This is a genomic window from Haloarcula sp. CBA1131 (genome assembly GCF_008728975.1).
GTDB lineage: Archaea > Halobacteriota > Halobacteria > Halobacteriales > Haloarculaceae > Haloarcula > Haloarcula hispanica.
In genome coordinates, this window is record NZ_RPCY01000002.1 from 376011 (window position 1) to 399595 (window position 23585).

Genomic DNA, 23585 nt, shown 5'->3' on the forward strand with positions numbered 1-23585 from the left:
CGTGGCAAGATTTTAATATGCGGTCCGAAAACATCGATAGTACGGATCGTGGCTGAGTCCGCTGTGTGCGTCCAGCTCGGCTGGACCAGTGACAACGGGCTACGGCCCAGACCACCCATGACCCGACCCACACCAACTCACGACCGAGGTACTGCTGTAGTGACGACCGCGACCCGACCGTCGGAGGACGACTGATGCGCGCCAGCACGTTGACCGATGTCGGCGAAATTACCGTCGAAGAGCGTGACCGACCGGACCCTGCGGATGACGAGGTTCTCGTGCAGGTCGGCGCCTGTAGCGTCTGCATGACCGACTATCATATGTACCACGGCACCTTTGCCGCAGAGACACCGCTGGTCCTGGGCCACGAAGGTGCCGGGACCGTTGCGGAAGTCGGTGCCGACGTTGAGGGCTTCGCGGTCGGAGACCGCGTCGCAATCAACCCCACCGTCCCCTGTAACGCCTGTTCATACTGCAAGAAGGGGGAGACGCACCTCTGTGAGAACAACACGAGCATCGGCGGTGCCGGTGACACCATCCTCGACGGTGCCTTCGCTGAATACGTCCGCGTCCCGGCGATCAACGTCGAGGACATCGGCGAGATGTCATTCGAACGGGCCGCGCTCGCCGAACCGCTCGCCTGCTGTGTCCACGGCGTCGAGCAGACAGACATCAAACCCGGAGACAGCGTCGGTATTATCGGCGCTGGCCCGATTGGCTTGCTGCTCCTGCAGGCGTTCCGCAACGCGGGCGCTGCCCCAATCGTGGTTTCCGAACTTGATGACGAACGCCGAGAGCTGGCTGCCGACCTCGGCGCAGATGCCGTCGTCGACCCCAACGAAGAAGATCCCGAGGAGGCGATCTGTGCGGCGGCCGGCGGACCGGTCGACGTCGGCGCCGAGGCTATTGGGCTCGTCCCGACAATCAAGCAGGCCAACGCTGTGACTGCGTCCGGTGGCTCGACACTCATCTTCGGCGTCCCTGACCAAGAAGCGACAATGGAAATCAGCCCGTTCGATGTCTTCTTCGACGAGGTCGACTACCGCGGCTCGTTCTCCCTGACGACCGAGGACTTCGAGCGAGCGATAACACTGCTCAGACACGAACGCATCGATGCCGAGACGCTCATCACCGAACGTATCGGGCTCGACGATCTCCCGACAGCGTTTGAACGGATGGGCAACGCTGAGGGGCTGAAGAAAGTAGTCGTTCCAGGGGATTCCGAGTGAGCGAGTACGACCTCCTCGATACTGTCCGGAAATGCGGTCGTCGTGGCGCTTGACCACGGTATCGCTATGGAAGCAATTCGTGAACTCGAACAGTACAGTCCACACTTGACGCGGTGCCTTGCAACCGGCCGCAGTTGTTCTGGAGAGAAGAACGAATAAATTTCGACAGTCGGAACTCGTAGCGATCCAGAAAATAGTGATAAATAATGTAGGATATCTTCTGGGCCTACTGCACATGCCACCATCTGTTCTGCTCTAGTGAACAGGCTTTTGTCGCGGCGGGTCGAAACGACGGTCAATGACCGACGAACCACAGTATGCAGTCGAAGCAACCCAGACATCGGTGGCTATCCTCGAAGCGCTTGTCGACGCGACGGGGCCTGTCGGCGTTACAGAGCTTGCCAATCTCGTCGGGGTTTCCAAGAGCGTCGCCCATAACCACCTCTCGACGTTGCGTGCGGCCGGATACGTGGTCAAGCGCGCAGAGAAGTACGAGGCGTCGCTCCGCCCGTTGTTTCTCGGTGAGCGAACGCGTGATGGACTCAGTTTCTATCAGGCGGCGAAACAACAACTGGACAATCTCGCGACGGCAACAGGGGAGACAGCGACACTGTTCGTCCTCGAAGAAACGGCCGGTGTCCCGGTGTCGATCTCCGAACCCGAGGACGGCTGGGCAGTCCCGTTCCACGCGGGCGAACGGTTGCCACTCCATGTCAACGCACCGGGAAAGGCACTGCTGTCGTCGCTCCCGAGTGATCGCGTCGAATCGGTTCTCGATGAAAGAGAGCTTGTCGCACCGACTGACGCAACTCTCGTCGACCCAGATGAACTCATCGAGGAACTGCGCCGGGTTCGTGATGACGGCATTGCGTTCTGTAGAGGAGAACAGTACGAGGGGATTATCGGTGTTGCCGCCCCGCTCCCTGACGTCAGTGGTGATCGGATCGCTGCACTGGGCATCTGTGGCCCCGTTGAGCGTTTGAACGGCCGATACCTCAGGGAGGATATCACCGGGCAAGTCCTCAGCACGACAAAATCCATTCAGGTGGCCCTTACATCGAATTGATGGGTTCTTGAATAACGAGCGTACTACTGTTATTCTATTCTGTTGGTGGCCGCCATCGGAATGGACGAACGGCCTCACTGCCACACACCGCTACCGACGACGCCTGATCTTCATGCGTCGAAAAGATAGTTTCCGGTCACCCCGGCATCAGAAGTAATCTCACGAAGGAATCGCGGATCACTTTATGCCCCTCTGTACTGACTGTGAGATTAAGCACCATCGTGTGAGTGCTACTGCTGTCAATCGCGTGCTGTTCTCTACAGCAGAACAGGCCGCAGGATTGAACAGCGAGGTGTTGTGGGGACAGTCCCACCGACTACAACAGCGGCTATTGGTCTCTAACTCACGTCCACCGCTAATATGAATATATAATTGACACATTTCCGGTCATATATCTCAAAATTGGAGATGGAATTGCCAGATATACGTCTATTCCATCCAAGTCTGTATGTCCCATACGCAACATCTGATCTTCCACGGAAGTAGATAGCTCTGATGGGTATCGCTACGAGACGACGCAGCACCAGATAACTACTGCAACCGTGACCCTGTCAGAGACGGAGACAATGCGGTTTCTGTGGGAACTGCAGGAAAACCGACTGTGCCCTCACAATGGGGTGCCACAGCCCGGGCACAGCGGGGGGCCGGATTCGGGGAGCGAAAGCCCGCAGTGTGGGCACCCGTCATCGCCTTCCGGCGTCCGGATCTCCGAGACAATGTCGGATGTCTGTGTGCGGATTGCATCTCTCGCGGCTATTCCTGTAAAGCCATCAGCAGGTTCCGCCCCGCGATACTGGGAGAGAGCGAACCGGGCTCGCTCGGCAACAAACTCCTCGTCCACAGTGAACTCTTCGAGTTGTGCTTCCGGGAACGCTTCCACGCTCTTAGTGCCGGCAAGCAACCCCAGCGCTTCGGCTGCCCGCCCGCGGACGTATCTGCTTTCGTCTTCGAGACACGAGACGAGTGCTTCCCTGGCGTCTGTAAGCCGTTCGGGACACGCAGAGCCGATAACGACGAGAGCTGTGCTCAGGTGATATCGAACCAGTTCGCTGTCCGCTCGAAGATGCTCGGCGAGCGAGTCGACCTGATAGCGGAGTCTGTCGGGACGGCCCATGGCGACGTGGGCCAGCGCCTTCGCTAATTTCTCCCTAACTTCTGGTTTGTCGAACTCCAGGCCGATGCGCAGGTCTGCCACGACCTCAGGTGAGACGACGGCATCGGGATGGTCGACGGCGACGTAGCCCAGCGCCTCTGCACACCGGGCGCGAACGTAGTAGAACTCCGACTCATCCGCCAGTCGCTCGGCAAGCGTCGGGACAACCGGAACCACGCTGTCCGGCGCGCTCTCGCTGACCGTGACGAACAATTTCGCTGTCGTGAGCCGTGTTGGCCGCTCGCTATTCTGCAAAAACACAGTGAGCGACGTCAGTACGCCGTCGAACAGTTTCGGCTGGTCGTCAGCAGCCGCTTTGAGTGACCGCAAGCACGCCTGCTGGTCAGCCGCTCCGGCCATCGAAAGCCGCTCAAGTGCTGTCAGTGCGTCAGCTTTCTCTCCTTGTTCGAGTAACGTCACAATCTCTGAATCTGGAGGTGCACCGGATTGGTCGTCCATCGGTCCGTTGTCGGCATTTCTCGGAGAACCCACAAAACCCCTTGCCTCCCGGGTATTACTCGATCCGAAATAACCGCACACCGTTGAAACTGTGATACCGCCATTAATGCCGTATATGGTAATGCATCTATGGTTTATACACCTATTTATGAGAGATGTCGGTAGAGAGTACCGATATTTGGATGTATTTGTGTGGCGAATATATTAATCAGCTTACATCGGGCGAGTGGCAATATAAGTAAATACAGTAACTGTCTGCTGATCTATAGTAACAATTGAAACGATTTACACACTGATCGCACTGCCGTCGTGCGATCAGGTGTGCATTGATTTTCAATGGCTACTATAGTAAAACGATGCCCAGCGTAGCTGGATATACGCGGCAGCCCACTGGATTTGTCGGACTTCCGCCCGTTTCAGACAAAAACTAAATGATGATGTAGGTTTTCGGTTCGCGCATAGATGAAAAGCAAACGCGCGTCGTTCGAGGACGCTCTCGAAGCATTGGGTGTGACAGTTTCAAGCACTGCCGAGTCCGACCTCGAAGCCGCTGTTACGGAGGCAGTCACGGAGCCTGCAGTCGGGATCGCGCTCGACAAAACGGCCGGGGACGAGGCGTTTTCTCTCACGGGGACGCCGGTCACGGTCGACCCCACTCCGGTCGCGCTTCGCGAAGCGACCACCGGCGTAACCGGTGCTGAACTCGGCATCGGCGACTACGGTTCGCTCGTCCTCTCGATGACCGAAGAGGCCAGCGAACTCCTGAGCCTGTTTGTCGAGCGTCACGTCGCCATTCTTCACGAGGAAGACATCCAGCCCGATATGGACGCGGCAGTGGCAGAACTGGACGAACGGTTCAACGAAACCGGTGGGAGCGCGATCATCGCAACAGGACCGAGCGCGACAGCCGATATGGGCGCGCTCGTCAAAGGCGCACACGGACCCAAGGAAGTCCACGTCATCATCGTCGAGGAGGGTGCGTGACGATGGCGACCGCCGACGAACTCCGCGAACTGATGCGGACCGAGGGCGCGGCAGTCGCGGAGAACACGCAGGGGTTCAACACGGGGCGCTACGACTCTGTCGCGGACCTGGGAGACTACGAGGAACTCAAGCAAGCGGCCCGGAGTATCAAGGAGGACGCCATCGAGGAACTTCCAGATCTCCTCGACCAACTGACGGAGACCGTCGAAGCGAACAGGGGAACGGTGTACATCGCCGACGACGCCGCCGACGCGAACGACTACATTCGCGATGTCGTCGACGAACGAGCGGCTGACCGGGTCGTCAAGAGCAAGTCGATGACCAGCGAGGAGATCGAGGTCAACGAAGCGCTCGAAGCAGATGGCGTGGACGTGGTCGAGACGGACCTGGGCGAGTGGGTGTTGCAGGTCGCCGACGAAGCCCCTTCTCACATCGTCGCCCCGGCGATTCACAAGTCCCGCGAGAGCATCGCGGAGCTGTTCAACGAACGGTTCGAGCCCGACGAGCCGCTGGAGACGGCCGAGGAACTGACCCGCTTCGCCCGGAAAAAGCTGGGCGAGCAGATCATCGACGCGGAAGTCGGCATCACCGGTGCGAACTTCGTCACGGCCGATACCGGGACGATGGCGCTGGTCACCAGTGAGGGCAACGCCCGCAAAACCGTGGCCGCGACGGACACGCACGTCGCAGTGGCCGGCGTCGAGAAGGTCATCCCGACGGTTGGAGACCTCCACCCGTTCATCGAACTCATCGGTCGCTCGGGCACCGGACAGGACATCACGTCGTACGTCTCGCTGCTGACTCCGCCAGTCGACACGCCGGTCGTCGATTTCACCGACGACGAAACACCGCTGTCGGAATTCGATTCCGACCGCGATTTCCATCTCGTGTTGATCGACAACGGCCGACTGGAGATGCGAGATGACGAGCAGCTTCGGGAGACGCTGTACTGCATCCGATGTTCCGCCTGTTCGAACTCGTGTGCGAACTTTCAGAGCGTCGGCGGCCACGCCTTCGGCGGGGAGACGTATTCGGGTGGCATTGCGACGGGCTGGGAGGCCGGCATCGAAGGGCTGGACGTGGCCGAGGAGTTCAACGACCTCTGTACCGGGTGTACCCGCTGCGTGAACGCCTGCCCGGTCGGCATCGATATCCCATGGATCAACACCGTCGTCCGGGACCGGATCAACCGCGACAAGGACGCTCCCGGAGAGTGGCTCGTCGACGGACTCACGCCCGACGAGGAGGACGACGGTGCGCCACTGCAAAAGCGCTTCTTCGGCAACTTCGAGACCGTCGCAAAGCTCGGCAGCGCCACCGCACCGGTGTCGAACTGGCTGGCCGACACGACAGTCGCACAGCAAGCGATGGCCCTAATTCTGGGTATCGACCCGCGACGTGACCTCCCGACGTTCGAGCGGGAGACGCTCGTCGACTGGGCCGCTGCCCGTGACTCACAGGTCACAAACCCCGAGCGCCGGGCGGTGCTCTACCCGGACCTGTACACGAATCACGTACAGGTCGAGCGCGGCAAAGCCGCGGTGAAGGTGCTCGAATCGCTGGGCGTCGATGTGGTGGTCCCACCGGTACCATCCAGCGGCCGCGCGCCGCTGTCACAGGGTATGGTTGCGACGGCGACAGACCACGCTGAGCGGGTCACAGAGGCCCTCGAACCACATATCGCAGACGGCCGCGACGTGGTCGTTATCGAGCCGAGCGACCACGCGATGTTCACCCGCGAATACGAGCGACTCCTTGATGAGTCGTCTTTCACCGACATCGCGGAGAACAGTTACGAGGTGTTCGAATACGTGTTCGGGCTGCTCGACAATGGAGGGTCCGTCGAGTCGCTCTCGACCGTCACCGGCGCGGAAATCGCGTATCACAGCCACTGCCAGCAGCGAACACTCGGTCTTGAAGCTCATACCGTCGCTGTCCTCGAAGAATGTGGCTACGACGTTGTTACATCCGACGTGGAGTGCTGTGGCATGGCCGGGAGCTTCGGGTACAAGTCCGATTACTACGAACTGAGCATGGACGTTGGCGACCGGCTCCGGACGCAGTTGCGCGAGGACGGTGTCCAAGACCGCCCCGTCGTCGCAAGCGGGACTTCCTGTCTCGAACAGATCGACGCCCTGCTGGAACGGCAGCCGCGCCATCCTATCGAGCTGTTGGCGACGTAAGCGACCGCTGCGGCTTGTTATTTGCGTGCAGGCAGGAAACATTGTACCTAACGCGTGTACGCCCGTTATTTATACCGTGCTTATATCCACCTGTATGTCGGGGGCGTACGTCGGATTGGATCCCGGGATCTGAGGTCGCGCATCCGTGCTCTGACGACCTTTATGTACCATTGCTTGTCCTGTTCATGCTCTGCAGTGCAAGTCCACAGGTCCGCTACCGGCAGCTACTCGCGAAGCGACGGCGCGACGAGCTGTCCGTTATCGAACTCAATCGGTGACGGGTCTTCGACCACACGAAGGTCGTCACGGTCGCGTGCGGCCTCGACCAGCGCCGGCGATGCGTAGAGCTGGTGGAGATGCATCGTGTCGGCTGCACGGAGGACTCGAACGGTGTCGGTGTCGACGACCCCTATCGTCGACAGCGCAGCGACGATGCCGGCGCGGTCGGTTTCGACCACTGGCGGTACTTTCACCCCGCGAATCGTGCTCGCGGTGAGCGCGTTGATCAGCGACGTCTGCGCGTCGAGTTCCGCGACGACATCTTCGTGGACGACATCGGCTGAACCGACGCCCATCGCGTTCCCGTGGGTCTTCTCTGTCAGCCCGCGTGTGAAGATGCGTTTGATATCCGGTGTCTCTGGGGCCGGCTCGTTTATCGAGAACGGTCGGCGGCCAATGACGTTTGTATCGAGTCCCTGACCGCTGATTTCTTTCCCCTGACGGTCGAACACCACGAGATCCAGCTCTTCGAACGGGAGCGTCGGCATCAGTTCGTAGGCGGTCTCTAACAGTTCTTCTTCGCGGTCGAGGAAGCCACTCGGCGGCACGCCCTCTATCAGCGTTGTCTCGTCGTGCTGGTCCTCGACGATTGCGACGCCGCCGACGATGGGCAACTCTTCGAGCAGCCGGCCAGTAATCTCTGGAATCATCTGGCGAAACGACCAGTCGACGGCCCACTTGTGGGCAATCTGTGCGCCGCGCTGCTTGCCCATGCCGATGACGAGCATTTTCGAGAGCCCGCTTTCGACTGGCCCGTCGAAGTCCGTGTGCGGTTTGACGCGGTTGATGGGAATGATTGCATCAGCCGCCACAGCGTTGTCATCGGCGACGACAGGCACGTCACGGTCCGGTGTTCGTCCGACCTCAACCACGTCCATACTCGACCGGATTTCACAGCCGATGGTCGACTCGGTCACGCCCAGTTCGTTCAACATTGTTCGTTGCCCCTCGCCGGTAGCCCCACCGTGGCTCCCCATGGCCGGGAAGACGAACGGCTCGTAGCCGGCGTCGGAAACTGCGTCGGCGACACCGGCGACAATAGTGGGCAGGTTCGCGATACCACGGCTGCCGACGCCCAGCGCGACTTCGCCGCCTTCTGGCACGTCGGCAAAGGACAGGGACTCGACCGCCCGGGCCGCGTGTGTTGCGACGTCGTCCGGCGCTATCGGGTCCGTCTCCCAGTTCTGTTCGATGACGCCGAGTTCGGGGAGCTGTGGATCACCACAGGCCTCGACGATTGTCTCTTCCGGCAAGGAAAGCGCGCTGGCCGCGATCTGTTGATCGCTTGCGTCCATACGTGACGTATCAGCGCGTCCGGTCATAAACGTGACCCAAAGGCTCGATGAACCAGCTCTCGGGCACGGCAAACGCAGTCGTCACTCGGTCGAGTCAGGAACTACGAGAACGGCCACGTCGTTGACGTTCGTGCCGGTCGGCCCGGTCTCGACCGTCGCCCCGACCGCCGAGAGGTACGAGCCGGCGTCGTTTGCGAGCAGCGCCTCACGAGCGCGCTCGCGGTCGTCGATGACGGTCGCGTCGGCGATGGCACCGGCCACGACGGAGCTCCCGTCTTCGCCGTCAGTGTCGACGGCCGCGATGACCGCGTCGCCGCCGTGGTCCAGTGCGCCGGAGCGGACGAACTCCTGATTGGGACCGCCCTGCCCCCCGTCTCCGGTCACGGTGACTGTCGTTTCTCCCCCGGCGAGGAGGACGGCCGGCGGCTCGACCGGAGTCCCCGTCGATGTGGCCTCCTCGGCGATAGCAACGAGCGGCTTCGCCACCTCCCGGGCCTCCCCGCGCAGGCGAGATGTGAGTACGAGCGGGTCGTACCCGGCATCCCGTGCGACGACAGCGGCGGCTTCGAGTGCGGTCGCATTGTCGCCGACGAGATAGTTCCGGACCCTGTCGAAGGCCGGGTCGTCTGGAAACGGCGTCTCAGGAATTTTTCCGTCCCGTCCGGCTTCGAGGTGTTTGCGAACCGCTGGTGGTGGGGTGAGATCGTATCTATCGAACACGGCGAGCGCGTCCTCGTACGTGGTCTCGTCCGGGACCGACGGACCGCTGCCGATGGTCGAGCGGTCGTTGCCGACCACGTCACTGAGAAGCAGGCCGGCGACGGTTGCGGGAGCCGCACGCCGCGCTATCTGCCCGCCTTTCAGGTCCGAGAGGTGCTTGCGGACGGCGTTGATCTCCTCGATCGCAACGCCGCCGCTCAGGAGCCTGTCCGTCGTCTGGAGGGCTTCCAGCGTCAGCTCTCCGGCCGGGGCCGACAGAAGGGCGCTCGCACCGCCGGTCAGGACGAACAGAACGAGCGTGTCCTCGTCGGCGTCGTCGACTGTTTCGAGAATATCGGTCGTGGCCTCGACGTTGCGGTCAGACGGTAACGGGTGGTCCCCGACGGAACTCCTGACCGTGTCGGTGTCGGCAGCCTGCTTGACGACGACGTGCCCGCCGCTGAGACGGTCACCGAGAATGGATTCCAGTGCGCGCGTCACACCGCCGGCGGCCTTCCCACCGCCGACGACGACAACGTCGCTGTAGCTGTCGAGATCGTACGTCGTCTCACCGATAGTGAGCGTCTCACCCTCACGGCTTACGGCCGACCGGGTGGCAACATCCGGCGCAGCCGCATCGATGGCGGCCTCGATACAGTCGAGTGCCACCTCGTGTGCGGAGCTTGCTGCAAGCGTCGCTCGGTTTCGGATCATACCACTGTTTCCGCCCGGGCCGGTAAAAAATCTGCCTCGCCGGGGCGGGGTCAGCGCGCGCTATCGGCGGCCATGAGATACCAGCCCTGCCCGTACGGCGTCACCGTCAGCGGCGCTTCGGGTCCGCCCGGGGGACCGGCGACGCGGCCGACCGCGCCCTCGTCGTCGACGACATGCGTCACAGCATCGAGCGCGTCATCCGCTGAATCGCGGTACTGCGACTCGTCGAGAAGTCCGAGTTCGATGCCGCGGTTGAACGCGTAGGCAAACATCAGCGTCCCAGATGACTCAAGGGGCGTATCCGTGTCGTCGACGAGGTTGTGCCAGAAGCCGCTCCCGTCTTGCAGTGGGAGCAGGCTCTCACAGTGATCCCTGAAGCGCTCGACCAGATCCTCGCGCTGATCGTGGTCGTCCGGCAAGCGGTCGAGGATTTCGACGGCCGCCGCGGCGGCCCAGCCGTTGCCCCGCGCCCAGAACGCCCCTTGCGGGTAGTGATCCGGCGTTTCGACCCAGATGTGTCGGAACAGTCCAGTCCGGGGATCGCGGAGATGCTCGGCGTGAACCAGATACTGCGTGACGGCTTCGTCGTGGGCCGCTGGCTCGTCTGCGGCCTCGGCGTATCGGCTGAAGAACGGGCACATCATATACACCGAATCGATCCACAGCGATTTGATTCCGGCAACCTCCGGGTCGTGGTGGGGGATACCCCCCGTTTCCGTCCGGTCGACTGACTGGAGCCACTCGTACTCGCCCCTCGCCGCGTCGAGGTATCGCTCGTCGCCCGTCCGCTCGTAAAAGTCGAGCACGCCGTGGCCGATAGCGGTCGTGTTGTTGGTGTTCATGCACTTTTTCACCGTGAGCTCCCAGCTGGCCTCGTACTCCCGGCCGTGGCTGAACACCTCGATGGGGTAGCTCGGTCCGTATCCCAACTGTCCGTTGTCGTCCTGTGTCGCGACGGCCCTGTCGACGAGGTCTTTCGCAGCCGTGACGGACTGCTCGCTCCCCTCGGCGAGGAGGCCGTTTATGGCGACGCCGGTGATCCACGACTTGCCGTCGAGGTCGAGCGTTCTGAGATGCGACGCTGCACGTGTTGCTGGCTGTGTGGCGTTGTCTGACGACATCTGATCGCTACATCTACCTGCCAGCCGTACTAATAAAAAAGTATGTGTCCGATAGCTATCGCGGGCTGACGAACGCCTGAGACGTGTTTGTTTCGAACGGCATACTGTAGAGAAGAGTACCTCCTGTTAACTGAGATAGGTCGTCCAGTATCTATATATTTGACCTGGTGTCATGGCTACTGAAAATTGGGTTTTGGGATTATATTCTCATTATACCATTTCCTATGCTGCCAATATAGAACTGTATTCTCATATGTGGTATCATTCTAATGATTGTCTATTGTAACATAGCGCATTACGGATATAGGATGGCCAGGTCCGGACTCAATAAGACATCCTATCAATCTCTAATCTGTACCCCTGTGATCCTTCCCTGATAGGGTTAGAATAACAATACCGGTGTCCCTCGAATCCGTCGACATGGAGTTCTCTCACGAACGTATCGATGACGACCCGCCATGTAGCAAACTAAGTAGTCTTGAAACCACGGACCTGACTGGCAACGGTCGACCAGATATCATCGTAACGGGGATGGGCGGAAATCCGACAATTTCGGTCGCGGGCAATCGAATTCAGGTTCCGACACACGGGCCACTCAGTCGAGTCACACCTCGGCTTGAGACGAACATCTTCTGGTACGAGAACCCGGGGTGGGAACGGCACACGCTTGCGACGGAGACCGATCTCCACCCTGGCGTCGGAACCGACCTCGCAGACATCGACGGCGATGGAAACGTCGACCTCGTCGTCGGACAGGGATTCGGACGGTCGAATGTGTACTGGTACGAGCAACCGGAATCGCCGACGGATCCCTGGCAACAGCATCTGATATCCGATCGGTTCGAGAAGTACCACGACCTGCTCGTCGCTGATGTCGACAACGATGGGGACGCCGAACTGATCGGACTCTCACAGGACAGCGAAACCGTCTTCTACTACGATATTCCGGCTGCTCCGTCCCAGGAACCGTGGCCTGATTCGAACGCTCACATCATCGACGAAGACATCCGTATCGAGGGGCTCGCTGTGGCCGACATCGACGGCGACGGAACGAAGGAGGTGGTTGCTGGGACGAACGTATATCACCACGACAACGGCGACTGGGTTCGTTCAGATGTCTGTACGGGCTGGGACGATACGCGGGTCACCGTTGCCGATCTCGATCAAGACGGCACGCCGGAAATCATTCTCTCTGAGGGTGATTCACCAACGTACGGGACGCATCCGGGTCGCCTCGCTGTGGTCGAGTATCCGGCGGGGTCGCCGACGGTTCTCAAAGACGATCTGTTCTGTCCACATAGCCTTCAAACCGCAGATTTGACCGGGAACGGATATCCCGACATCTACGTCGGTGAGATGTCGCTCGGGGAAAACGCCAGTCCCGAGCAGTTGGTTTTCGAAAACCTCGGGGACGGAGAGTTCCGGGACCACACCGTCGTTTCCGGGATTCCCACGCACGAAGCACAGTTAGTTGATATGAACGGTGACGGAAAGCTGGATATCGTCGGCAAGTCCTACGGTCCGGCCCACCACGTCGATGTCTGGTATCGGCACTGACACTGGAACGGGTTTCAACCCCGCACCCTGTCCTTAAATACGCAGCAGGTCGAACCCCGCTTCCGTCCACGCTTCCGAGTCGAGGACATCGAGCGTGTCAAAAATTACGCGGGTATCGAGGAGCGAACCGACCCGCTCCGGCGAAAGGTCTGCGAACTCATCGTGTGCTGTCGCCAGTACCGCCGCGTCTGCTCCGTCTAGAGCATCGGAAAGCGGTTCCAAATCGTACCGACTGTTCGATACATAGGGGTCACATAAACGGAGCGAAGTAGTATCTTGCCGGTCTGGTTCAAGACTGGGGGCCTCGCTCTCGGCGCCCACTATCGTCCGTGCAATCTCGAGTCCTGGGCTGTTCCTCGTATCGTCGACATTCCCTTTGTATGCGACGCCCAAGATAGCAATCGTCTTGTCGTCGAGCGGTCCCAGTTCCTCAGCGAGTCTGTCGACGACGTAATGTGGCATGCGCTGATTCACTTGCCTTGCCGTGTCGATCAGGTCAGTATTATCCGAATTAGCGCCCAAAAAGAACGGGTCTACAGGGAGGCAATGACCGCCGACACCCGGTCCAGGGTTTAGAATATCGACTCGTGGATGACTGTTCGCTAATTCGATTGCATCGCGTACATTAACTCCATAGTCTCTGGCTATGAGCGCTAAGGCGTTGGCGTACGCGATATTGACATCCCGGAACGCGTTCTGTACGAGTTTGACGAATTCAGCAGTTGTAGCGTCAGGGGCAACGTTGAGACTGCCCGTGGGAACCGCCTCATACAGGTTCTTGATTGCGGCAGTAGATGCACTGTCGTATCCGCCGAGGATCCGGTCGTTTGAACGTAATTCGGTGATCGCGTTCCCCGGGAGCATGGTTTCGGGGACGTATCCCAGTCCGATGTCTTCGCCGGGTTCTAATCCCGACTGAGAGAGTATCGGTGCAACCACTGTTGCCGTCGTGCTGGGGGGAACGGTCGACTCAAGGACGACGACATCGTTGGGGCGTAGCAACGAGCTGACAGTCTGGGAGGCTTCTTTGACGTATCGGAGATCAGCACTGCCGGCCGATTTGTCATACGGTGTCGGGACGCAGATAATGTGATATGCAGCCGGCACCGGCTCATCACTTATCGTCAGGCCCGAATCGATTGCCGCTCGGACATAGGATTCGAGTTGGTCTTCCGAAACATCTGGCTCGCCTCGTTTGAGTTGGCTGCGGACTCGGTCATCGGTATCGAATCCGACTACGTCGTGGCCGTTGTTCGCAAACAACGACGCAGTGGCCATCCCGATGTACCCGAGTCCGTGAACGCAGACTCTCATCGATAGCATTCTGGTCGTTTCACTACTCTGTTATATGTTGGATACTGGCATATAGACTGTTAGAATATTACGGCCACAGCTATCAGATAGTCCTTACTAGTGACCGCAACTCGTTGATGATCCCCCACTCGCTGCCAGCCTCCATCAACAAAACGGATACCGCGTATGTAGCCGCACCTACGACGACAAGCACCGCGAACTCTACGATTGGAATGACTGAGATCATCTCTTGTACCCACAGCACTACTGCGGCCATTGCCGCTGCCCCTGGAAGCGGGTAGGCGAACTCAATGGCTAACCGTTGGAGACTCCCCTCGACAGCAGCAGCAGCGAGATACATGTCCAAAGGCATCATAATGAATACGTACACACCCACGACTGTCGCCGCAACACCTGCAATCCCAAACTCGGTTGCGGCTGGGTATATCGGGATGGCGATGAGGCCGATAGTCAGCGCCTGTAGCTTGACCAGATAATCTTGGTTCCCAGTTGCACGCCAGACAGAGCCAAATGAAGCGATGTACCCGCGGATCAAGCCATAGATAGCGAGGATCTGCATCGGCAGGACCATCGGCAACCACTGCTCACCCAGAAACGCGAGGACAAACGGCTCAGCGACGACTGCGATGCCAACGGCCATCGGAGCGACCAAAAACGTCGACAGCCGAATCGTTCGGTAGAACCCGGCCCGTAGCGCTTCCATGTCGTCTTGGATCTTCGAATACGCCGGAAACGTAACGCGGGAAATCACATGTGTTACTTCGGTTGCAGGGGCGTTCGAGAGCCGATACGCGAATTGATAGAACCCGAGAGTTGCTGACCCCAACAGCCAGCCGACGAAGATGTCGTCACCCTCGTTGCTGATGTAGTTCAGGATACTTGAGCCAGTGATCCACTTCCCGTAGTCTATCATTTCACGCGCCAGGTCCGTATCGAAGGACGGCCACGGCCGGTACTCATGGAGCAGATACGAGAGCCCGAACCGGGCGACGTTTCGAGCTATATATGCAAATGCAAGGGCCCAAACTGTGGGGTTCACGAGCGCGTACGCGAACGCGACGATGAAGTACACGGCTTCAGCTCCGACTTCGTACGCGAACTCCTTATGGAAGTTCAGGTCCTTCTTGAAGTAGACAATCGCCGGGTTCTGAAAGCCCATGACAACCGAACCGATTGCCATTGCGCGTACAATACTGATTAGCGCCGGTTCTGAAAAGAACTGGCCGATGAGTGGCGCAGCGACAAAGACGAGACCACCGATGACAAGCCCACGAACTCCTTTCATCACAAGGACGGTGTTGAGATATCTATCGACGTTCTCGTCTTTATTGTAGATGAGAGCGTCGTCGAGACCGAGCTTCGAGACACGTCGGAGGCCGACGATAACGAGTGACGCAAGTCCGACAATACCGAATGCACGCGGATCCAGAAGCCGTGCCAGTACCAATAGAGTCAGGATCTGAAATATACGACCGGAGATGTTAAGCGCGGTAAGCCAGATTCCGCCGGTGACGGACTGCTCTAATAACCCTCCTTCCGGGGTCAGTATGGTTTTTATGCGAGAAGCCAGAGAACGTAACCAATTCAGTATCCGTGTCATTTTCCACTAGCGGAGTGAGGAGAGCCAGCCAGGCCCTCACAAACAGTTGTTCTACTGTCGTCGCCTGCTGAGACATCTTGTCGACACATCTCAGGTGCTGAAACCCGGTCTATGAGAGGCTTACCGTGGTTCCCGACACGCTCACTGTCCATTTATCCAACACGATGGAAACAGACAGGATAGTTATTAAGCTACTACTCGCCAAGTGGCTTACTCTGGTACTGCTCACCCGAGTCTCGTTTCAATAAACTGCTCGTAGTCATTAAGAACAGTTTGCGGTGCGAAGTCGGCTGCGCGGTCCTGTAACACTGCTGCCGGTGTCGGATTCTCTAACATTTCCAGGGCGGCAGTGGCGATTGAATCGACATCCCCGACTGGTGTAAGTCTTCCATACTCTCCATCTGCGAGTATCTCACGCGGACCGCTCGGACAGTCTGTCGAGACGATCGGACACCCACAGGCCATCGCCTCGATCAATACTGTGGGTAATCCCTCGAATTGAGAGGAAAGAAGGAACAGGCTAGCCTGGTTCATGAACCGATATGGGTTATCGACGTAACCTGGAATAGACGTAACCTCAGTGAGCCCCAGTTCGACGGTAAGTTCACGGACCGTTTCGGTTTCTGACCCGCGGCCTGCGATTACTGCACGAGTATCCGGTAACGTATCGTTAACGCGCTTGAATGACCGGAGCCACGTTTTGAGGTCCTTCTGGGGATGGTGACGACCGACGAACAGCAGCACATCGGTGTCAGTGTCCTCGATCCACTTGTGTGATACCGGCTCATGCGCCCGGTCCTGAACTGTGGTTATTTCGACTGGATTGTGAAGAACAGAGATATCCCCTCGGTCCACGGCTGTCTTTTCGCCGAGGCTGTCGGCGACACCGTCTGATACAGCGATCAGGTCATTCGCTGCTGGATAAAGCTGTGCCGCTACTTTCCGGACACCTCTCGACTTCAGCGATTCGTCGGGCATCATCCCGAACGCAATGTGTTCTGTCGGAACAACTGTCGTAGTCGACTCGGCCACTCGTTTTGCACCCAGACAAAGGATATTTGCGTCGGTTTTCTCAGAAATGAGGATATCTGGTTCTGTGTCCCCCAAGTATTGCGCTAGTTTGTGCAGATGGGCACCGATACCGATGCCAGGAATACGCACGTCAGCCAGTTCGATCACGGCGACGCTATCGGCGACCGCTGTCCGCAGTTCGCCACCCGGATGTGACACTACAAGTTCGACATCGTAGCCCCTACCGGCCAGCCCATTAACGATATTGACAGTAACCTGTTCGGCCCCACCAACAGTCAGGTTTGGAATATAAAACGCCAGGTCCGGTTCAGCCCCCACACTAGCGCTGGTCATTGAGTAGCCTCCATCGAATGCCAATGGCACGTTCGGTACATCTCTGTCTGTTATGTGCTCAGCGACTCCGTTGATACGGGAGTGGAGTCTGTTCGCCGCAGTAGTTCAGTGTCCGGCCAACGAATCACGCGGGATAGAACGCAGTACACACAGCGGGTAGTAGCAGGCATTCACCAGTACAATCTACCCTTTCACGTTTTGTTAGAAGTGTTCTACCCGAGGAAATCCAACTACTGCCATTCGAAAAGTTGTAACGGCCCCTGGAAAATAACCGCTGCAAGTATAACAAACCCTATATATACAAGCATATCGAGCTTTCGCCACCAATCCGGTGGCTGGTCTGTCGGTGCAAACAGCAGACGAAGTCCGACCAAACCGTGGAATGAAACGATGAAATAGAGGTCGGGGGACAGCATATCGATACCGATCAACAGTACAAGCATGAGTAGCATCCAGACCGCTTGCGCCCCAACTATCGTTTGGAGTAGTTTTGACTGCTCGGTCGGCCACCCACGGGATGAGGTCTCGTCCGAACCCGCCCCATCCTGATTAACTAACCCAAGCTCGGAAGGGTGTTCCGGGAGTCTCGCATCAAGAGTGCCTTCGTCACGGTCTGTCACTGCCTGGTCCTCCTAACCCATCCTGTAGGGGCGTTACCATCAATCCACTGTTGACAGGACTGTCTTACAATTATGTGCTGTTTACTATCCCTCAAGCAGGGGTATTATTATATACGCAGTCTGTGGTTGCCGCTTTGCACCTATCTAACTTATAAGCGGGGGCTACAACCAATTCGTCCTCCGAGGAGTCGTGGCTGCAATTGAGATCCATACAATCCGCTGTGAGGTCGTTAGAGCCAAACTAACAATCAGCGTGTATGGAGCATTGTGAAGCGATGAATCATCGTTGGGGTATTAGCTGGCACGTGAACCCCGCCCTGATAGCGGGTCTTGGTTATCTGGCAGGTGACACGGCAATGGGTACAAGCGGGGGCCTGTAGAATGCCGGACGACAGCACGGATATCAAAGGGTTCCTCTCACTCAGTGCGGATCTCATACTAGTCCTCCTGATATCAATGGCGGCCGTGATTATTAGCTTGCGGAGACCAAACGCAGTGCCGACACCGATTCGCGTGACCCTTGGATTCCTCTTTATTTTCGTTCTTCCGGGCTATACAGTTTTGACATCACTTTTTCCTGCGATATACTCGCAGTCTGCTATGGCGGACGAACAGCGGATCACCCATTACCCTATTTCATTCGCTGAGGGGGTGGTACTGACCGTTGGTCTCAGTATCGCAATTGTGCCGCTGTCTGTATTGGTACTAAATTTCGTTGCGTGGCCGATTGGACCTGTAAGCACAGTCGTTACAGTCGCCGCGCTCACCGCTGTGATGTCGGGTATCGCAATTATCCATCGCATCGTTGACTCACAGAGTGCTGGCGTACCCATTGAACGACTGACATCGATACTGACCGGTTCGTTTCAGTCGAAGCCGACGATCCGATCCGCAGCCGAGGTGATCACAGTCTGCCTTCTGTTACTTAGCGCTGGAATCGCGGGTGCGGCGCTGACACAGACCAACGGTGGAGAACAATACACGGAGTTGTCCATCCTGACAGAGGAAGCGGAAACTGGTAATCTAACTGCTGACGGCTATCCCACCTCGCTTCAGGTGGGCGAGCAAACTGAGCTTGTCGTCTCCGTAGGGAATCACGAGGGCCAAACCGTTCAATACACCGTCGTCACTCGATTGCAATCCGTCTCGACATCCGGTGGCGAACGGACTGTAACACGGGCAACCACGATTGACACCCTCTCAGTAAATGTCGGTGACGGCGACGTGTCACGTCAGGCAATGCCGATCACGGCAAACACGGTAGCGGACGCTGACCGTCACAGGCTAGTGGTGCTCCTGTACAAGGGGGCGCCACCGGCGAATCCGACTCTCGAAAATGCATACCGAGATGTCCACATCTGGATCAATATCACGCAATAATACATGTGTATTCAATATCTTTCAGAACCGCCTCAGGTCCTGTCTCAGCCACTCACAGCTATGTTAGAGCGAAATAGTACCCGTCGCTGTTTGCTCCGAGGTGAACAAGACGCATGAACGACCGACAGCAAGAACTCTTGGACTCGGGATTGCTCGTTGGCGGTGCTACCGCTGTTTTGCTGCTTACGATCATCGTGTTTCTCACTCCCGAGGCACAGGAGTACGAGTTCTCGATATATCGGGGCTATCCGATGCTCTTTTGGGGTCTCGTGCTTTTCGGCATTTTTTCGGGCCAACTTGTGATTCTCAGGGCGGCACTGACCGACAGAACCGACTTCCGCTCGTGGCCCCTGGGCGTGGTAATTATCATGGCTGTCGAGGCCGTACTGTTTTTGCTCCCGTACTTTCGCGGCTACCAAGCGTATGACCGCGCAGATGTTCTCACGCACGTGGGCTTTATTCGGAATATCCACTCGCTGGGAGCACTCCCGCCGTCGGACATCTACCCGAACATCCACTTACTGACGTTATCGTTCTCGTATGTGACCGGCATCGACCCGCTTCAAATAATAAACTCGATTTCGGTCATCATTCCACTGTTCTCCGTCCTGGCCTGGTATGTGCTGGTGACCTGGCTTTACGACGGTAGACGAGCGCTTCTGACGCTGCCATTTGCGCTCCTGCTCGTCGCTGGTGGGGCATACGTGAACCCATCCCCGTTCACACAGAGTTCACTGCTCGTTCCGTTTGTCCTCTACGTATTTTTCCGTGAGCGCCGGACTCGCTCGCTCCAATCACGGGCGGTTCTGTTGATCGTCCTCGTGGCTGTTGTCATCTATCATCCTTTGACGACCGCATTCCTTATTCTGGGTCTAATAGCGTATTTCGTTGCGAACCATATCGGGAGCTTGACCCCCTCTGTGGACACGATTTCTCCATGGCGTGGTTCTACTGGGAAGGGAGTCACCATCCAACTGATGGTTGCACTGTTTTTCTCGTGGTATTATACGTTCGAGCCGATATTAAACCGAAGCAGAGAGGCGATTCAGGGCCTTCTCGGCACGTCAAGCGGTGGTTCGGAACTGGATAAGTACAGCTCCGTGGTCAGCGAAACGTCCCCGCAACTCAGCGATATACTAGTTATCGGCTTCGCAAAATACGGACTCTCTGGAGTGTTGATGGGTATCGGCGGGCTCTATCTGTTACTGATAGCGTACGACACGCTGACCGATATGCCTGAGATATCCGAGTACGAACTATCGTTTTCGCTATCTTTCATCGGTTTCCTGGGTCTGGCTGTGCTGTTTTTGGTATTTAACCTTATCGCTGGCTTCGGACGGCCGTTAATTTATGTCAATATCTTCGCTGTTTTGCTATCCGGGTCGCTGTTTTATAAACTCTACCAGCGGTACGAAATGAGACACCTAGTTACCGGTTTTCTATGCTTACTACTGCTCTCTCATACGGTGTTTGGCGTTGTGACACTGTATCACTCCCCTTTAGCAGCGGAAACCAGTCGTCAGGTGACCGACAAGGAACTCGAAGGCTCACAATGGCTGCTTGACAATCGAAATCGGTACACGAAGACCGTCGAGTACGGGATTTCGTTTTACAGGTTTAGCGACGCGTATCACGGCAAAAACAAGTCTTCTCGTCGTGAAGTTATCGACCCGAGCAGCCCGAGGCCTCCGGATCATTTCTCGTACGACCGCAACGCGACGCTGGGGCCGTCGTACGACAGCGACCGGTATATGATAATCACGAAGAAGGGTCGGGAGTTCTATCAGGAAATGTATCCGGAGTACGAAGACCAGTGGAGATTCCGACCGGCGGATTACGATAAATTACAGAACGACCCCACCGTTGGTCAGCTATACGACAACGGTGAAGTTCGTATTTATCGGATTACAGCTACCGGGGGAATTACCCAATAACTCAGTGCTTACTCTACTTGAGAGCCGTTACGCAGTGTAAACTTAAGCTATCAGGACCGCCAGTAGTTTCCAATACGAGTAATGTCGACACAACCGAATATCATCTGGCTCACGCTCGACAGCGTCCGGGCCGATAGAACGAGTATGGCTCCGGAGGCCCGCGATACGACTCCAAACATGCAGCGTATTGCGAACCTGGCCGACGGGCAGGCCTTTACGAACTGCATCACTCATGCTATGTGGTCGCTTCCGTCCGATGCATCGATGCTCACTGGGACTTACCCCTCGTATCATGGAACGGGGCTGTGGAACGAGGTCTTACCCGAAGAGATACCGACCGTAGCCGAGCGCTTCTCGGACCTTGGCTATCATACAGCCGGTGTTTCGCAGAATGCCTACTGCAGCGATTCAACCGGTCTGTCGCGTGGATTTGATCAGTTCGACCTCGTGAACAAATCTGATTTCCTCAGTACGGTTGGAGTCCGGACGCTGTTGAAATATGCTCTCAAACTACGGACACATTCCGGAGGGTATACGCTGTCGACGGACCAGCACCGGACAGATTACCTGGCTCTGGATCTTGCTAAACGTCGATTGCGGTCGTTCCAGGGGTCCGAAGAGCCCTTTTTCATGTTTGTGCATACGCTAGGTGCGCATCTTCCGTACGCACCACCGCTGTCGTTCCGAGATACGTTCACAGACACTCTCGAACAGACAACCGATGAAGCAATCGAAACAGCGGTCGAAGTGAGTTCGAACCACTACCGGTCTACGGCGTCCGGATGTGACTTCTCCGATCGGACCGACAACGCTCTCGCTGCGATGTACGATGGCCTCATGTCGTACACTGATTGGTATGTCGGGCAATTTTTCGAGTACCTGAACTCGCTTGATCTGGGTCCGACAGTGTTCGTTGTGACTGGCGATCACGGTGATCTACTGGGCGAAGACGATGTGCTCGGCCATCAACTGTCGCTCCACGACGGGTTGGTCAACGTCCCAATGGTGGTTCACGGACTCCAATCGCTGGCGGATCTCCCGGCCGATACGCTCTTACAGCACATTGACGTGATGCAAGCGCTGCTTTTAGAGGCTGGCGCCAGTCCTGACTCCCTGGACGGATTCCAGGGTCAGGACCCACGTGCTGACCCCCGAACCTATGCTCTTAGCCAACGCGGGAACGACACGTACGAAACAGCGATCACACAGATGACGGAACATGATCCGACTGTCGATACTGATCGCTATCATTCGGGACTTCTGCATGCCCTCCGCGGCAAACGATTCAAATTTCTGCAGTCTGAACAGGGAAGTCAGCTGTACAAACTCCCGGACGAGCAGACAGACGTTCTCGAATTGTATCCATCGGTCGCCGCCGAATACCGGGCCGCGTTTGAAGAGGCCATCAACCGAGTTGGCGAGTCACAGTCGACCGACACACAGCGGACAATGACAGATGAGATGAAAGATCATCTCGCCGACCTTGGATATGTCACGGACTAATCCAATCACGCGGGGCGTAAACACGTTCCCGCTTACAGCACAGACCGATGACGGTACTTTCAGTCCGGGAGACCGTCGCTTCGATTATAAGTAACCGAGATCTTCAAGCCGCTGTTCGGTATCGGATCCCATCGCCTCCTGTCGTGTTTCGTCTACTTCTGGTGTGTGTTCGTTTGTGTCGGTAGCAGTTGCAGTCGCCCACGGTACCTTTTTTAAATTCGGATGGGCGAATCCTTCAGGATGGCCATACAGTCCCATTTCACCGAAGAGTTCACCGTGGTCGGCCGTAATCACGACTTTCTCGGCATCGATGTTTTGCAGCAGTAGTTCGATTGAATCCAGCACGAACCGGAGGTTATCCAGGTATAATTCTTTAACTTCTGTGACGGATGCCGTCCCCTGCTCCATGGCCGTCCACGGATCCGCTTCAACCTCCAGAAGCGGCCGATTTTCCTCGTAGGCCTCTGCAATGTACGGCGTATGTGGCTGTAAGTAGTGTACCACCATCCGTTCGAACTCAGTGGTTCGGGCGGTATCGATAGCGTAATCGGTCATTACCTGTGGCGGGGCCTCAGGGAAGTAGTCGTCATAATCGTGATTGTGGACGTGGAGGAACTTCTTGAAGGCGTCTTTTTCCACAATATCCCAGTCTGGCCACATTACCGGAATTGTATAGGCCTTTGGTGGGTATGTCCGGTCCTCGAATGTCTGTGGAAAAAACGGGTTTGAGGTCACTAACGCCGTTTCCGCGATCTCCTCCTGATAGTCGTTTGTGAACGTCTTACTGATCCATTCGTGTGACGCACTGCCGACGGACCAGATCGAACCGACATCGTCAATGAACTCATACTCGGGTGCAACTGCTTGGAGTGCGTCGACACGACAGGCATCGAGGACGAGAAGCAAGTCCCAGTCGCGTTCGAATATATTCGTTCCGATCGGATACCTGGTTGTCAGTGTGTAGTAGGGACCATTGAACGCTCCGCGAAGCGAGCGGGCGATGTCCGCCGGATGCTTGTTCTGGATCCCCGACGCCAGTTCGGTGAGCCAGCTTCGAGCGTCGGTATGCATACACCAGCCATCGGCGTATTTGGGTTTAGTTATGCTTGCAAAAACCGTTCCAGAACGAC

17 protein-coding genes are annotated in these 23585 nt (G+C 57.3%); 8 read left to right on the forward strand and 9 right to left on the reverse strand.

Annotation, left to right across the window (positions count from 1 at the left end; translation table 11 throughout):
• The first annotated feature begins 194 nt into the window (after window positions 1–194).
• Window positions 195–1229, forward strand: coding sequence for a galactitol-1-phosphate 5-dehydrogenase (locus Har1131_RS17110; protein WP_014031137.1), 1035 nt, complete (start codon window positions 195–197; stop codon window positions 1227–1229).
• Window positions 1230–1527: 298 nt separating this feature from the next.
• Window positions 1528–2295, forward strand: a complete 768-nt coding sequence (locus tag Har1131_RS17115; RefSeq protein WP_050006930.1) for an IclR family transcriptional regulator — start codon at window positions 1528–1530, stop codon at window positions 2293–2295.
• A gap of 607 nt (window positions 2296–2902) precedes the next feature.
• On the opposite strand, the gene Har1131_RS17120 is transcribed toward Har1131_RS17115, so the two are convergent.
• Window positions 2903–3907, reverse strand: a complete 1005-nt coding sequence (locus Har1131_RS17120) for a HEAT repeat domain-containing protein (RefSeq protein WP_014031139.1) — start codon at window positions 3905–3907, stop codon at window positions 2903–2905.
• A gap of 462 nt (window positions 3908–4369) precedes the next feature.
• Here Har1131_RS17120 and Har1131_RS17125 point away from each other — a divergent pair, with 462 nt between their 5' ends.
• Window positions 4370–4891, forward strand: coding sequence for an LUD domain-containing protein (locus tag Har1131_RS17125; protein ID WP_014031140.1), 522 nt, complete (start codon window positions 4370–4372; stop codon window positions 4889–4891).
• 2 nt (window positions 4892–4893) lie between these two features.
• Window positions 4894–7074 carry an LUD domain-containing protein gene (locus Har1131_RS17130; RefSeq protein WP_151147603.1) on the forward strand — a complete coding sequence of 727 codons (2181 nt, stop codon included), beginning with the start codon at window positions 4894–4896 and terminating at the stop codon, window positions 7072–7074.
• Between the two features lie 224 nt (window positions 7075–7298).
• Here the strand turns inward: Har1131_RS17130 and Har1131_RS17135 are convergent, their stop codons facing one another.
• The 3 genes from Har1131_RS17135 to Har1131_RS17145 all read right to left on the reverse strand — a co-directional run bounded on the left by Har1131_RS17135 (window position 7299) and on the right by Har1131_RS17145 (window position 11182).
• Entirely contained in the window at window positions 7299–8648 is a 1350-nt protein-coding gene (locus Har1131_RS17135) for a DUF362 domain-containing protein (protein WP_151147606.1), read from the reverse strand.
• A gap of 81 nt (window positions 8649–8729) precedes the next feature.
• A complete protein-coding gene (locus Har1131_RS17140) occupies window positions 8730–10061 on the reverse strand; it encodes a glycerate kinase (protein ID WP_050038325.1) in 1332 nt (443 codons plus the stop codon).
• A 50-nt stretch (window positions 10062–10111) separates the two neighbouring features.
• On the reverse strand, window positions 10112–11182 hold the full coding sequence (locus Har1131_RS17145; RefSeq protein WP_014031144.1) for a glycoside hydrolase family 88 protein: 1071 nt from the start codon (window positions 11180–11182) through the stop codon (window positions 10112–10114).
• A gap of 420 nt (window positions 11183–11602) precedes the next feature.
• Here Har1131_RS17145 and Har1131_RS17150 point away from each other — a divergent pair, with 420 nt between their 5' ends.
• A complete protein-coding gene (locus Har1131_RS17150) occupies window positions 11603–12739 on the forward strand; it encodes a VCBS repeat-containing protein (RefSeq protein WP_044952869.1) in 1137 nt (378 codons plus the stop codon).
• A gap of 33 nt (window positions 12740–12772) precedes the next feature.
• Here the strand turns inward: Har1131_RS17150 and Har1131_RS17155 are convergent, their stop codons facing one another.
• From Har1131_RS17155 to Har1131_RS17170, 4 genes are all read right to left on the reverse strand, one after another.
• On the reverse strand, window positions 12773–14053 hold the full coding sequence (locus tag Har1131_RS17155) for a nucleotide sugar dehydrogenase (RefSeq protein ID WP_044952871.1): 1281 nt from the start codon (window positions 14051–14053) through the stop codon (window positions 12773–12775).
• Window positions 14054–14135: 82 nt separating this feature from the next.
• The gene (locus Har1131_RS17160; protein WP_151147609.1) at window positions 14136–15653 is read right to left on the reverse strand and encodes a lipopolysaccharide biosynthesis protein; all 1518 of its coding nucleotides are present in this window, start codon (window positions 15651–15653) and stop codon (window positions 14136–14138) included.
• Window positions 15654–15878: 225 nt separating this feature from the next.
• Entirely contained in the window at window positions 15879–17042 is a 1164-nt protein-coding gene (locus Har1131_RS17165) for a glycosyltransferase (RefSeq protein WP_225308156.1), read from the reverse strand.
• Window positions 17043–17248: 206 nt separating this feature from the next.
• Window positions 17249–17638 carry a hypothetical protein gene (locus Har1131_RS17170; protein ID WP_023842998.1) on the reverse strand — a complete coding sequence of 130 codons (390 nt, stop codon included), beginning with the start codon at window positions 17636–17638 and terminating at the stop codon, window positions 17249–17251.
• Window positions 17639–18094: 456 nt separating this feature from the next.
• On the opposite strand from Har1131_RS17170, the gene Har1131_RS17175 reads away from it, so the two are divergent.
• The 3 genes from Har1131_RS17175 (at window position 18095) to Har1131_RS17185 (ending at window position 22455) form a co-directional block, all read left to right on the forward strand.
• Window positions 18095–19018 carry a DUF1616 domain-containing protein gene (locus Har1131_RS17175; protein WP_225308163.1) on the forward strand — a complete coding sequence of 308 codons (924 nt, stop codon included), beginning with the start codon at window positions 18095–18097 and terminating at the stop codon, window positions 19016–19018.
• Between the two features lie 113 nt (window positions 19019–19131).
• Window positions 19132–20952, forward strand: coding sequence for a hypothetical protein (locus Har1131_RS17180; protein ID WP_050038322.1), 1821 nt, complete (start codon window positions 19132–19134; stop codon window positions 20950–20952).
• Between the two features lie 81 nt (window positions 20953–21033).
• Window positions 21034–22455 carry a sulfatase gene (locus Har1131_RS17185; RefSeq protein ID WP_014031152.1) on the forward strand — a complete coding sequence of 474 codons (1422 nt, stop codon included), beginning with the start codon at window positions 21034–21036 and terminating at the stop codon, window positions 22453–22455.
• 84 nt (window positions 22456–22539) lie between these two features.
• Here Har1131_RS17185 and Har1131_RS17190 read toward each other — a convergent pair whose 3' ends face one another.
• Window positions 22540–23526, reverse strand: coding sequence for a hypothetical protein (locus Har1131_RS17190; protein WP_014031153.1), 987 nt, complete (start codon window positions 23524–23526; stop codon window positions 22540–22542).
• Between the last annotated feature and the right edge of the window lie 59 nt (window positions 23527–23585).